Origin of the sequence: Kurthia populi (assembly GCF_042686175.1) — a bacterium.
In the GTDB taxonomy this organism is placed as follows: Bacteria; Bacillota; Bacilli; order Bacillales_A; family Planococcaceae; genus Kurthia; species Kurthia populi.
The window spans coordinates 14303-27975 of sequence record NZ_JBHUOR010000141.1 but is presented as its reverse complement, the minus strand read 5'-3'; the positions used below and the strand labels follow the sequence as shown (position 1 = coordinate 27975).

10 protein-coding genes are annotated in these 13673 nt (G+C 37.6%); all 10 read left to right on the top strand.

Annotated features, from left to right (window positions below):
- Positions 1 to 88 precede the first annotated feature (88 nt).
- The 10 genes from ACFSY7_RS18855 to ACFSY7_RS18810 all read left to right on the top strand — a co-directional run bounded on the left by ACFSY7_RS18855 (position 89) and on the right by ACFSY7_RS18810 (position 13633).
- Positions 89 to 1315, top strand: coding sequence for a M16 family metallopeptidase (locus tag ACFSY7_RS18855; RefSeq protein ID WP_380149168.1), 1227 nt, complete (start codon positions 89 to 91; stop codon positions 1313 to 1315).
- A gap of 196 nt (positions 1316 to 1511) precedes the next feature.
- The gene (locus ACFSY7_RS18850; RefSeq protein ID WP_126990736.1) at positions 1512 to 2552 is read left to right on the top strand and encodes an aspartate-semialdehyde dehydrogenase; all 1041 of its coding nucleotides are present in this window, start codon (positions 1512 to 1514) and stop codon (positions 2550 to 2552) included.
- Between the two features lie 20 nt (positions 2553 to 2572).
- The gene (dapA, locus tag ACFSY7_RS18845) at positions 2573 to 3475 is read left to right on the top strand and encodes a 4-hydroxy-tetrahydrodipicolinate synthase (RefSeq protein ID WP_020189496.1); all 903 of its coding nucleotides are present in this window, start codon (positions 2573 to 2575) and stop codon (positions 3473 to 3475) included.
- A 178-nt stretch (positions 3476 to 3653) separates the two neighbouring features.
- Positions 3654 to 5321, top strand: a complete 1668-nt coding sequence (locus tag ACFSY7_RS18840) for a ribonuclease J (RefSeq protein WP_380149167.1) — start codon at positions 3654 to 3656, stop codon at positions 5319 to 5321.
- Positions 5322 to 5512: 191 nt separating this feature from the next.
- On the top strand, positions 5513 to 7798 hold the full coding sequence (locus ACFSY7_RS18835) for an FtsK/SpoIIIE family DNA translocase (protein ID WP_380149206.1): 2286 nt from the start codon (positions 5513 to 5515) through the stop codon (positions 7796 to 7798).
- A 210-nt stretch (positions 7799 to 8008) separates the two neighbouring features.
- Positions 8009 to 8737 (top strand): GntR family transcriptional regulator, encoded by a 729-nt coding sequence (locus ACFSY7_RS18830; RefSeq protein ID WP_020189499.1) that lies wholly within the window; start codon positions 8009 to 8011, stop codon positions 8735 to 8737.
- Between the two features lie 75 nt (positions 8738 to 8812).
- Positions 8813 to 9874: a BMP family lipoprotein gene (locus ACFSY7_RS18825; RefSeq protein ID WP_380149166.1), complete on the top strand. Its 1062-nt coding sequence runs from the start codon at positions 8813 to 8815 to the stop codon at positions 9872 to 9874.
- A 189-nt stretch (positions 9875 to 10063) separates the two neighbouring features.
- Entirely contained in the window at positions 10064 to 11605 is a 1542-nt protein-coding gene (locus tag ACFSY7_RS18820; protein WP_380149164.1) for an ABC transporter ATP-binding protein, read from the top strand.
- Positions 11605 to 12672, top strand: a complete 1068-nt coding sequence (locus tag ACFSY7_RS18815) for an ABC transporter permease (RefSeq protein WP_020189502.1) — start codon at positions 11605 to 11607, stop codon at positions 12670 to 12672. The genes ACFSY7_RS18820 and ACFSY7_RS18815 overlap by 1 nt, the downstream gene beginning before the upstream one ends.
- Before the next feature lies 1 nt (position 12673).
- Positions 12674 to 13633, top strand: coding sequence for an ABC transporter permease (locus tag ACFSY7_RS18810; protein ID WP_020189503.1), 960 nt, complete (start codon positions 12674 to 12676; stop codon positions 13631 to 13633).
- The last annotated feature ends 40 nt before the right edge of the window (positions 13634 to 13673 follow it).

The following is a 13673-nucleotide window of genomic DNA, read 5'->3' as shown; positions in this document are numbered from 1 at the left end:
TTGTGCTATAGTAGGCTGAGTAAAATGGAGATTAAAAGTGAGGTGAAAGCTGTTAATTTAATTGTAAAAAATGAATTAGCAGGCGAATATGACAACAAAACAAGTATGCCCTAATGGCTTAAGAATTATTACAGAAAAAATGCCACATATGCGCTCGGTAGCGATTGGTATTTTTGTGAATGTGGGTTCTCGCTATGAAAAACCTGAAGACAATGGGTTAACACATTTTATTGAACATATGTTGTTCAAAGGGACAGCTGAACGTACAGCAAAACAACTAGCAGAGGAATTTGACCGATTAGGTGCACAGACAAATGCATTTACTTCAAAGGACCAGACTTGTTATTATGCTGTATCGCTTGATTACGAGGCACGAAAAACGATTGCCCTTTTAGCTGATTTATTTTTTAATTCAGCATTTCGTGAAGAAGATATTGAAAAAGAACGCCAAGTTATATTAGAAGAAATTGCAATGAGTGAGGATGATCCAGAGGATAGCGTAGATGAACGTTTATGGCAAACAATGTTTGCCGGTTCACAAATGGCGGCACCCATTTTAGGGACAGAGGAAACACTTCGCACTTTTACGAAAGAAAAAATTAAAGCATTTATGAATGAACATTATACACCGAGTGAAGTGATTATTTCATTAGCGGGTAATATTGATGATGCACTCATTGATTTTGTTATAGAAACATTTAATCAATTTGATAATGAGGCACGTGAACAGGTACATCATACAAAACCAATCTTCCATGCAGATGCAGTAGAACGAAAAATGGCGATTGAACAAGCTCATCTTGTACTAGGGTATGAAGGCCTAGCAGTTTCGGATCCAGACATCGTTAGCTTACTTGTATTAAACAATATTATTGGGGATTCGATGTCTTCACGTTTATTCCAAAAAGTTCGTGAAGAAAAAGCATTAGCATACAGTGTTTATTCATATTATTCTTCTTATGAAGATATGGGCGCATGGATGATTTATGGTGGTACATCGATGAAACAGCTTGCTCAAATGGAAGAAACGATTCTTGCGGTTATTGAGGATATTAAAAATAATGGTGTAACGTTAGAAGAAATTCAACGTGCAAAAATTCAATTAGAAAGTGGTTTATTATTAGGCTTAGAAACGAGTTTTGATTACATGAACCGTAATGCACGAAATGAATTAACATACGGGGAAGAGCGAACAGTAGAACAATCTTTAGCGGAATTGGCTGCGGTATCAGAGGCAAGTGTTGAACGTGTAATTGAACGTATTTTAACGAAACCACATGCTAGATCCGTTATTTTTAATGATAAAGAAAAATAAAGAAATGAGATGCAGTCAAATGCATCTTATTTCTTTTTTGTTTAAATGAACACTTCAGTTCATGTTATATTTCGTTATGTAAACGCTTTAAAATGCTAGAATATCCAAAATAGTCGGATTATTATACACAATACTGAATTATTGTGATACAATAACGCCAATTATAGTTTTTTATAAACATAGGGAGAGATGGATGATGACGAAACAATTAACAGTAGCAGTTGTCGGTGCTACAGGAGCAGTAGGAACAAAAATGATGGAGCAACTTTCAAAGAGAAAGTTTCCAGTAGGTAAATTGAAGTTACTTGCATCAAAGCGTTCTGCTGGCAAGGAGTTATCATTCAATGGCGAAACATATGTACTTGAAGAAGCAACACCAGAATCATTTGAAGGAGTCGATGTAGCATTATTTTCAGCAGGTGGTTCTGTATCAACGGCATTAGCACATGCTGCAGCAGAACGAGGCGCGGTCGTAATTGATAATACGAGTGCATTTCGTATGGACCCCGATGTTCCGCTTGTTGTGCCAGAAGTAAATCGTGCAGATATTAAAGAACATAAAGGAATTATTGCAAATCCAAACTGTTCAACAATTCAAATGATGGTAGCACTTGAGCCAATTCGTCAAGCATACGGTTTAAATAATTTAATTGTGTCGACATATCAAGCTGTATCAGGCTCTGGTGTGAGTGCAATCGAAGAACTGCATGAGCAAAGTGTACAATGGGAAAAAGGGAAAGATGTAGAAGCAACTATTTTACCAGTTAAAGGCGATAAACGTCACTTCCCAATCGCACGTAATGTATTACCACAAATCGATGTTTTCACTGATAATGGTTTTACATACGAAGAAATGAAAATGATTAATGAAACAAAAAAAATCATGCATGCACCTGAACTACCAGTAGCAGCAACTTGTGTACGTGTTCCTGTTGTAGCGGGGCACTCTGAATCAATTTTTATCGAAGTAGAACAAGCAGGTGTTACAGTTGCAGATATTCAAAATGTCTTAAAAGCTGCACCAGGGGTTGTATTACAAGATGATCCAGCAAACCAAGAATACCCAACACCACTTGAAGCAGAAGGTAAAGGTGAAACGTTTGTAGGTCGTATTCGTAAAGATTTAAATAATGATAAAGGCTTCCATCTGTGGGTTGTATCAGACAATCTATTAAAAGGTGCAGCACTTAACTCAGTGCAAATTGCAGAAGCAATGCTTGAAGACGGCTTACTATAAAATTTAAGGGGATGGCAAAAATGGATTTAGGTAATATTGGAACAGCAATGGTCACACCATTTACGAAAGATGGAGCAATGGTAGACTATAAACATTTAGCGGGTATGATTGAACATTTAATTTCAACTGGAACAGATACAATTGTTGTATTAGGTACAACAGGAGAAGTTCCAACATTGTCAACGGAAGAAAAATTAGATGTTTTAAAATATACAGTAGACCGCGTTAACGGTCGTGTACCAGTTATTGCAGGTGTTGGTGATAATGAAACATACTACTCAAAAATTATGGCTCAAAAAGCTGAAGTTGCTGGGGTAGATGGTGTTATGCTAGTAGCACCTTACTATAATAAGCCAAATCAACGCGGAATCTACGCTCACTTTGTTGATATTGCGCAGTCTGTAGATATTCCAGTAATGCTTTATAATATTCCAGGACGTACAGGCATTAATATTGCACCGGAAACGGTTGCCAAACTGGCACAAGTACCAAATATCCAAATCATTAAAGAAGCAAGTGGTGATTTAGACCAAATGTCTGAAATCCTTGCTTCAACTCCAGATGATTTCAAAGTGTATAGTGGGGATGACGGCATTACATTACCATTATTAGCAGTTGGTGGACATGGTGTTATATCAGTAGCGGCACATGTTGTTGGGAATGATATGCAAACGATGATTTCTTTATTTAAAGAGGGCCGTCATGCAGAAGCAGCAAAAATTCATCAAGCATTATTACCGTTAATTCGAGCATTATTCGCGCAACCAAGTCCATCACCAGTTAAATATGCGTTATCAAAATTAGGTTTATGTAATGAGAATGTACGTTTACCAATCGTAGCGTTAACAGATGAAGAGAAGGCAGCATTTGATATTGTATGGGATGCTTATTTTGAACAACAAAAATCTTTTGCTACGGTTTAAGTAGATTAATTGACCGAGAGTATTCGAGAGTATTCTAGAGAAAATCTAGATACTCTTTTTTTTTGGAAACGTGATATAACGGCATGAATTGACATTTTTTTAATTGTGTAATATTGGGTAAACAATTATAATGAGTGTAAGTGGTTGCTGTACGGGATATATTTTAGGAGGAAAAGAAGTGGCAAAAATTAAAAATGAAACGATTCGCGTTATTCCACTAGGTGGCGTGAGTGAAATCGGTAAAGCGATGTACGTTGTCGAAATCGACGATGATATTTTCGTAGTAGATAGTGGATTAATGTTTCCAGAGGACGAAATGTTAGGGATTGATTACGTCATTCCAGATATGAGTTACTTAGTAGAAAATAAAGATCGTGTCAAAGGGATTTTCTTAACACATGGTCACGAAGATGCTATCGGTTCGGTGGCTTACTTATTAAGTAAAGTAAATGCACCAGTATATGGCTCTCGTTTAACAATTGCGTTAGCAAAAGAACATTTAAAAGCAAATCCAGCACCTCATCAAGTAAAATTCTTTGAGGTAACAAACAAAAGCCGTATGAACTTTAAAACGACGTATGTGACATTCTTCCATACAACGCATAGTATTCCAGACTCATTAGGTGTTGTATTCCATACATCAGAGGGTGCTATCGTTCATACAGGTGAATTTAAATTTGATCAATCAGCAAAAGGTAAATATCGCCCAGACATCGCTAAAATGGCAGCGCTTGGTGATGAAGGTGTATTCATCTTAATGTCAGATTCTACAGAAGCTGAAAAAGAAGGCTATACATTATCAGAGAACGTTGTAAAAACTCGTTTAGAAAAAACATTCCACAAAGCAGAAGGCCGTATTCTAGTAGCGTTATACGCATCTAACTTCATTCGTATTCAACAAGTATTTGATCAGGCAATTGCTTCAGGTCGTAAAGTGGCAATCGTAGGTCGTAGCTTAGAAACAATTTTTGAAGTAGGTATGCGTTTAGGCTATTTAGAAATTGATTCAGAAAAAATCATTCCAGTTAATAAAATGTCTGATTATGAAGATAATGAAATCGTTGCAATTATTACAGGTAATCAAGGTGAACCACTTGAAGGATTAGAAAAAATTATCCGTAAACACCACCGCGATTTACGCATTAAACAAAATGATACGGTTTTAATTACATTTACACCATCTCCAAGTATGGAAGTGCAAATGGCTGATACAATGAATGAATTATCTAAGCTAGGTGCAAAAGTATTCTCAGCAGATAAAAAAGTTCACGTATCAGGACATGGTTCACAAGAAGATTTAAAATTAATGCTAAATCTAATGCAACCTAAATACTTTATCCCAATCCAAGGTGAATATCGTATGTTAATTACGCATTCAAAATTAGCGCAAGATGTCGGTTTACAAAAATCACAAATCTTTATCGCGGATAAAGGTGATATTGTCGAATACAAAAATGGTAAAATGCGTATGGCTGGCCGCATAACAGCGGGTAATGTATTAATCGATGGTATTGGTGTCGGCGATGTGGGTAACATCGTATTGCGTGATCGTAAATTACTATCACAAGATGGTATTTTCATCGTTGTTGTAACAATTAATCGTAAATTGAAAAAAATTGCCTCAGGTCCAGAAATCTTATCTCGTGGGTTCGTGTATGTACGTGAATCTGAAGAGCTAATGGATGAATCAGCAAAACTTGTACGAGGCGTTGTTGAAAAATACGTAACAAAAGGTTCTTATGAATGGACAAGTATTAAACAAGAAATTCGTGATACGTTAAATGGTTACTTATACCAAAAAACAAAACGTCGTCCAATGATTATTCCAATTATCATGGAATATTAATTATTCTAAAAGGGATTCCTTGCCTCTTGGCAGGGAATCCTTTTTTTCATTTTTACTACAAGGTATAATGAAGAAAGAAAGTAGGTGACGGCATGGCGTCGAACAAGACAAAGCAAACGACGACTCGCAAACAACAAACGACAACAACGAAGCGTGAGTCTTCAAAGAAGCCTAATGCTCGTAAAACACCGATGAAAAAACAAGCGACAGCAAAAAAGCGACCTTCCTTGTCTTATGAAATTGTCGGACTAGTTTTAATAGCAGTTGCTTTTATTACAATGTTTCAGTTTGGTTTAATTGGGCGTTTTTTTCAAGGACTCAGTAAATTATTAATTGGTAATTGGTATTTATTATTACCAATCTTTATGATTTGGTATGCGGTTTATTTGATGATGCGACGTACGCTACCAGCATTTAAAAATCGCTATATTTGGGGTGTCATCAGTTTATTATGTAGTGTGACATTGTTTAGTCATATTGCGATGTTTAATGATTTATATAATGGAGAATCGATTGACCGTAATACAAGTATTTTAAGCGAAAGCTGGGGCTTAATTGTACATGAAAAATCGTATATAGAACCAGATGGGTTTCTTGGAGGCGGCCTTTTAGGAACGGTTTTGTATGCAGTATTTCACAATCTCGTGGACATGACAGGGTCGAAAATAGTAGCTGTATTATTTATTGCGATTGGCATCATCTTATTGACAGGGAAAGCACTTGTACCGTATTTAATGGAACAAATTCCAAAGTGGCGTGAGGAAATTGCTAAAAGACGTGACGAGGTTATGTATGCTCGTGAAGAAAAAATGGAAGAAGAGCTAGAGCCAGTTATTTCTGATAAGTCAAAGCAACACAAAACTAGTCAGAAAGCTAAAGAAGAAACTGTTATAGCAGATAGTAAATCTGACAGTATAAAAAAACCAGCGTTGAACATTTCAGCTTATACGCAAAATATTGCAGTCGAAGAAGAACAACCAGTAGTTAAAGAAGAGGAAAAAATAGACAAAAATTCACAGAAACAACAAGATACTATTATGTCAGAAGCGGGTATAGTACAAAATGAGGCTTATGATTTACCAAAAATGGATTTACTCGCCTTGCCGCCCGTAAAAGATCAGTCTGCTGAATTTGAAGTTATTGAACAAAATGCTAGAACGATTGAGCAAACATTAGATGCTTTTGGTGTTCAGGCTAATGTGACAGAAGTGCATTTGGGGCCAGCTGTTACAGAATATGAAGTTTTACCTAAACGTGGCGTGAAGGTTAGTAAAATCGTTAATTTACAAGATGATATGGCATTGGCATTAGCTGCAAAAGATATTCGTATTGAAGCGCCAATTCCAGGTAAATCTGCTGTGGGGATTGAAGTGCCGAATAAAGAAATTTCAATGGTTAGCTTACGTTCTGTATTAGAAGCTTCTCCAAGTAATAAACCAGATGAAAAATTGGTTGTTGGCTTAGGTCGCGATATTTCAGGAGAGGCAAAACTAACAAAATTAAACAAAATGCCACATTTATTAGTAGCAGGTTCTACTGGTAGTGGTAAATCAGTTTGTATTAATAGTATTATTATTAGTATTTTAATGCGGGCTAAACCACATGAAGTAAAAATGATGATGATTGACCCTAAAATGGTTGAATTAAGTGTTTATAATGGTGTGCCGCATCTATTGGCACCCGTTGTAACGGACCCACGCAAAGCTTCTGAAGCCCTAAAGAAAGTAGTTAGTGAGATGGAACGACGCTATGATTTATTTTCACATACAGGCACAAGAAATATTGAAGGTTATAATAAACATGTAGATCGATTTAACGAAGAAAATAATGAAAAGCATCCACATTTACCTTTTATTGTTGTGATTGTGGATGAACTTGCTGATTTAATGCTTGTAGCAGCAGGCGATGTAGAAGATTCGATTATGCGTTTAGCACAAATGGCGCGTGCGGCAGGCATTCATTTAATTATTGCCACTCAAAGACCTTCTGTAAATGTGTTAACGGGGGTTATTAAGGCGAATATTCCATCTCGTATTGCATTCGCTGTATCGTCACAAATTGATTCACGTACTATTTTGGATATGGGCGGGGCAGAGCGTTTACTAGGACGTGGGGATATGCTATTCCTACCTTCTGGTGAATCAAAACCGACACGTGTTCAAGGTGCATTTGTTTCAGATGAAGAAGTACAAGATATTGTCGCATATGTCATTAGTCAGCAAAAAGCACAATACCAAGAAGAAATGATTCCAACAGATGAGGACATTGCACCTGAGGCAGATGAGGATACAGATGAGCTTTATAATGAAGCGGTGCGCCTTGTTGTAGAACAGGACAATGCATCTGTATCATTTTTACAGCGCAAGTTAAAAATTGGCTATGCGAGAGCTGCTCGCATCATGGATCAGATGGAAGAACATGGTGTTGTAGGTCCTGCGGAAAAAAGTAAGCCACGTCAAATATTAATAAGTAAGTAAATTGATATAAATGCAGGGAAGTTTTTGGAGTCCCTGCATTTTTTTACTATACAATTGACGAAAAAATTATAAATGTTAGAAAATTTTCGCTGTTTTAACACAGTTTTTGTTTAAAGCTATTTATTTATTAAATTAAAAGTGATATAGTATTGTCTGATTAGCAGAAATGTTCTACGTCTGATGTCTGATGACTGATTGGTGGTGATTTGAATGGCTATAAAATCAGATCATCGTCATCTGTATCTCCAAGTAATTGATCATTTAAAGACGGATATTGAAAATGGTGTTTTTAAAGAAAATGAAAAACTACCATCAGAATTTGAACTTTCTAAATCATTAGGAGTCAGTCGCGCAACGCTTCGTGAAGCATTGCGACTGTTGGAAGAGGAAAATATCATTGTTCGCAGGCATGGTGTAGGTACTTTCGTTAACCCAAAACCCGTGTTCACATCAGGAATTGAACAACTTTCGAGCATTTCTTCAATGATCGAAGAAGTAGGCATGGAGCCTGGCACAACATATATTAGTTCCACGGCTTCTATTTCGACTGAAGAAGATATTAAGCGCTTTCAATGCGATGAAGATGAATCTATAATGACGATTAAACGTGTTCGTACAGCGGATGGGGAACCCGTCGTCTATTGTGTAGACCAAGTGCCAAGTAGTTATCTATCGGCAGATTTTTTAACAATGGAGAATCCATCGATTTTTCAATCTTTAGAACAATCAGGTGATATTCACGTGTCATATGCAGTGACATATATTGACCCTATTGGCTATCACAATGAAGTATCTCCAATCTTAAATTGTAAAGCAGATCAAGCTTTACTCGTATTAAAGCAGTTCCACTATGATGATAACGATCGAGTGGTTCTTTACTCACGCAACTATTTCCGAGCTGATAAATTTAGCTTTCATGTAGTTCGTAAGCGTGTATAACAAATCAGCGTATTCATTTCTGCTATCGTAGCAATACAAAAAATAAAAATTTCACTTTTTTGGGAGGACTCCAAATTGAAAAAGCGTAAAATTGGTTTAGCATTGACAGCATTATTAGCGTCAGGTACTTTATTGGCAGCTTGTGGTTCAAGTGATTCGAAAGACGATTCTAAAGGTGGAGACAACAAAGATTCATTCTCAGTAGCAATGGTAACGGATACAGGTGGTATTGATGACCGTTCATTTAACCAATCAACTTGGGAAGGTCTACAAGCTTATGGGAAAGAGGCTGGTCTGAAAAAAGGCGATGGTGGTTACGATTATTTACAATCAGCTTCTGACTCTGATTTTACAACAAATATTAACAACTTAGTTCGTCGTGACTTTGACTTAGTATTTGCGGTAGGATTTAAATTAGAAGACTCAGTGAAAGAAGTAGCCGCTCAACAAAAAGATGCGAAAATCGCTATTATCGATTCAGTAGTACCAGATTTAGATAATGTTACATCAATTATGTTTAAAGCAAACGAAGCTTCTTACTTAGCGGGTGTTGCCGCAGCATTAGAATCAAAAACTGGTAAAGTTGGCTTCTTAGGCGGTATGGAAGGTAATATCATCGGTGGTTTTGAAGCAGGTTTCGTAGCAGGTGCTAAAGCAGCTGATCCTAAAGTGAAAGTTGACGTTCAATATGCTGGTTCATTTGGTGACGCAGCGAAAGGTCAAGCAATCTCTAAACGTATGTATGACGGTGGCGCGGATATCGTATTCCATGCAGCTGGTGGTACAGGTCAAGGTTTATTCACTGAAGCAATTGCTCAGAAAAAATCTGGTAATGACGTATGGGCAATCGGTGTAGACCGTGACCAATATGATGAAGGTAAAGTTGACGATAAAACAAATATTGTGATGACATCTGTATTAAAACGCGTTGACGTTGCTGCGCAAGATATGATCAAACGTTCAGCTGATGGTGATTTCCCAGGTGGCGAAACAGTAACTTACGGTCTTAAAGATGATGGTGTAGGTCTTGCTGATTCACACGGTGCAATTTCTGATAAAACACAAAAAGAAGTTGACTCAGCAAAAGAAGATATCATCGCTGGTAAAATTGAAGTTCCTGAGCAACCAGAAAAATAGTAGTATTGCCGCGATTATGTCCGGTATTTCATGAGGGCAAATGTCTGCCCTCATGTTTATTTTGTAATAAATTTTTAATTTATTACATGTAAAAATTTGAACATTTCGAATTTTTACATGTGTTAATTTAATTAACCTTATAAATCCATTACAAACTATTTTTAAGAGAATTTTGAAGGAGTGAGCACATTGGAATATGTGATCGAAATGCTTAATATCCGTAAGCAATTTGGGGATTTTGTAGCAAATGATAATATCACCCTTCAATTAGCAAAAGGAGAAATTCATGCATTATTAGGAGAAAATGGTGCAGGAAAATCGACGTTGATGAATGTTCTGTTTGGTTTATATCAACCAGAAGCAGGTACGATTAAAGTTCGTGGAGAAGAAGTGAAGATTTCAGATCCAAACAAAGCGAATGATTTAGGTATCGGCATGGTTCACCAACACTTTATGTTAGTTGAAAACTTCACGGTGACGGAAAATATTATTTTGGGAAATGAGCCAACAGCGCTCGGCACAGTAAATATTAAAAAAGCTGCTAAAAAAGTGCAGCAACTGTCAGAACAATATGGTTTGAATGTTGATGCCTATGCAAAAATTGAAGATATTTCAGTAGGTATGCAGCAACGTGTGGAAATTCTAAAAACGCTTTACCGTGGTGCAGATATTTTGATTTTCGATGAACCAACCGCTTCGTTAACACCGCAAGAAATTACGGAATTAATTCAAATTATGAAGCGCTTAATTTCAGAAGGTAAGTCGATTATCTTAATTACGCATAAGCTAAAAGAAATTATGGAAGTTTCAGATCGTGTAACAATTATTCGTAAAGGGCAAGGGATTGGTACTGTGACAACTGCACAGACAAATCCAGATGAACTAGCTGAGATGATGGTAGGTCGTCAAGTAGTATTTAAAACAGAAAAAACGGCTGCTACGCCGAAAGAAACGATTTTAGAAGTGACAGGTTTAAATGTGAAAGACAATCGAGGCGTCGATCGCGTGAAAGATTTAAGTTTGACCGTCCGAGCTGGAGAGATTGTGGGGATTGCTGGTATTGATGGTAATGGACAATCCGAGCTAATCGAAGCAATCACCGGTCTTCGAAAGATATCTTCAGGTAAGGTACTCTTAAAAGGTCAAGAACTTACAGGATTGAAGCCACGTAAGATTACAGAATCTGGCGTGGGGCATATTCCACAAGACCGTCATAAGCATGGTCTGGTATTGGATTTCCCAATTGGACATAATATTGCACTTCAAACCTATTATCAATCGCCTATTTCTAAAGGTGGTATTATCGATTATAAAAAAATCGATAAATTAGCAGAAAAAATCATTCAAGAATTTGATGTGCGTACACCAAGTGCATCAACTGAGGCACGTGCATTATCAGGTGGTAACCAACAAAAAGCAATTATTGGTCGTGAAATCGATCGTGACCCAGAGTTATTGATTGCGGCATTACCAACACGTGGGTTGGATGTAGGGGCAATCGAATTTATTCACCGCCGTCTAATCGAGCAACGTGATAAAGGAAAAGCCGTATTACTGATTTCGTTTGAATTAGACGAGGTTATGAACGTATCGGATACAATTGCAGTTATTCATGACGGACATATTATTGATACGGTAAAACCACAAGAAACAACAGAACAACAGCTTGGTTTATTAATGGCTGGTCAAACAGTGAAAAAACCATCATTAGATAAGGTAGGTGGAGAATAATGTCACAACGTATGGTCAATATTCTCGTGCCAGTTGTTTCAGTTATTTTAGGATTAATTGTCGGCGCGATTGTGATGCTTGTTTCAGGATTTAATCCAGTAGCAGGGTATTCAGCGCTTTGGAATGGGATATTTGGTGACACTTATAATATAGGTGAAACCGTTCGTACGATTACACCGTATGTTTTTTCTGGTTTAGCGGTCGCTTTTGCATTCCGTACAGGGATGTTTAATATCGGTGTTGAAGGCCAATTAATTATGGGATGGCTTGCAGCAGCGTATGTTGGTCAAGCCTTCGAAATGCCAACAGGCTTACATGCTGTTGTCGCAATTTTAGCGGCTGCAGTAGCGGGTGGTATTTGGGCCTTTATTCCAGGATTATTAAAAGCAAAATTACAAGTGCATGAAGTTATCGTAACAATTATGATGAACTATATTGCCCTTCATACAGCTAACGCAGCCATTTCAGCAATTAGCGATGGCGGCGAGAAAACGGATAAAATTTATCCATCTGCGTCACTTGCATCTGAATGGCTATCATCAATGACACAATTCTCTCGTTTACACTGGGGCTTTGTTGTCGCAATTTTAGCTGTTATTATTATGTGGATTTTATTAGAAAAAACAACATTAGGTTATGAGTTGAAATCAGTTGGTTTCAACAAGAATGCCTCTGAGTATGCAGGGATGAATGTTAGTCGTAATATTATTTTAGCAATGGTCATCTCAGGTATGTTTGCGGGTGTTGGTGGTGCGATGGAAGCACTTGGTACATTCGGCAACATGATGAAAATGACCGCTGCAACAGGTATTGGTTTTGATGGTATCGCCGTTGCATTATTAGGCGCTAACCAACCGTTTGGTGTGCTATTAGGTGCCATTTTATTCGGTGCACTGAAAAATGGTGGTTTGAATATGCCAAATGAAGCAGGCATTCCAACAGAAATCGTATCGATTGTTATCGCATTAATCATCTTCTTCGTCGCATCAGGTTACCTTATTCGATTAGGTCTTGAAAAATTCGGCAAGAAAAATAAAGATACTCAGAAAATAAAGGAGGGAAAATAACATGAGCTTTTTAGATGTGTTATACTTCATCATCCCTTCTGCCATTTTCTATGCGGCCCCGCTTATTATGACAGCTATCGGTGGTGTATTCACGGAGCGTTCAGGTGTTGTTAATATCGGGCTTGAAGGTATTATGATTATCGGTGCCTTCATTAGTATTATTTTCAACTTAACATTTGCAGATAAACTAGCAGGATGGGCCCCTTGGTTAGGCTTAGTAGTTGCCATGGTAGTCGGTGCCATCTTCTCACTATTATTAGCTGTTGCAGCGATTTCATTCCGAGCGGATCAAACCGTAACTGGGGTAGCGCTTAACATGTTAGGGTTAGCGCTTGCTGTATTCTCTGTGAAAATGATTTATGATAAGGGACAAACGGATTCGATTTCAGAGCGTTTTGGACGTTATGATGTGCCGGTATTAGGCGATATTCCTGTTATTGGCCGTATGTTCTTCCATGATTTACACATGACATCTGTGTTAGCAATTGCTGTTGCATTTCTTGCATGGTTCGTTATTTATAAAACGCCATTTGGTTTACGTCTACGTGCAGTAGGGGAACATCCTGTTGCCGCAGATACAATGGGTGTCAATGTAACGAAAATGCGTTATATCGCGGTAATGATTTCAGGTGCACTAGGTGGTATTGGTGGCGCAATCTATGCACAGGCTATCGCTGGTAACTTCAGTGCATTAACGATTTCAGGACAAGGTTTCATGGCCATTGCGGCGATGATCTTTGGTAAGTGGCATCCACTAGGTGCATTAGGTGCGGCGTTATTCTTCGGTTTAGCGCAGTCATTAAGTATCGCGGGTGCTTCGATTCCGTACGTAAAAGATATTCCGGAAGTAATCTTATTGATTTTACCGTATGTCTTAACGATTCTAGCGCTTGCAGGATTCATTGGGAAAGCCAATGCACCAAAGGCGTCTGGTAAGCCTTATATTAAAGGAAAACGTTAGTGGTTTTTCGCATAAAATAAAGAACGAAGCACAGTGTTTT

What these genes read in the sequence shown, in the direction of transcription:
- ACFSY7_RS18830 (WP_020189499.1), top strand. Translation starts at nt 8,009, where the DNA reads ATGGCTATAAAATCAGATCATCGTCATCTGTATCTCCAAGTAATTGAT.
- ACFSY7_RS18850 (WP_126990736.1), top strand. Translation starts at nt 1,512, where the DNA reads ATGACGAAACAATTAACAGTAGCAGTTGTCGGTGCTACAGGAGCAGTA.
- ACFSY7_RS18810 (WP_020189503.1), top strand. Translation starts at nt 12,674, where the DNA reads ATGAGCTTTTTAGATGTGTTATACTTCATCATCCCTTCTGCCATTTTC.
- ACFSY7_RS18815 (WP_020189502.1), top strand. Translation starts at nt 11,605, where the DNA reads ATGTCACAACGTATGGTCAATATTCTCGTGCCAGTTGTTTCAGTTATT.
- dapA (WP_020189496.1), top strand. Translation starts at nt 2,573, where the DNA reads ATGGATTTAGGTAATATTGGAACAGCAATGGTCACACCATTTACGAAA.
- ACFSY7_RS18835 (WP_380149206.1), top strand. Translation starts at nt 5,513, where the DNA reads ATGAAAAAACAAGCGACAGCAAAAAAGCGACCTTCCTTGTCTTATGAA.
- ACFSY7_RS18855 (WP_380149168.1), top strand. Translation starts at nt 89, where the DNA reads ATGACAACAAAACAAGTATGCCCTAATGGCTTAAGAATTATTACAGAA.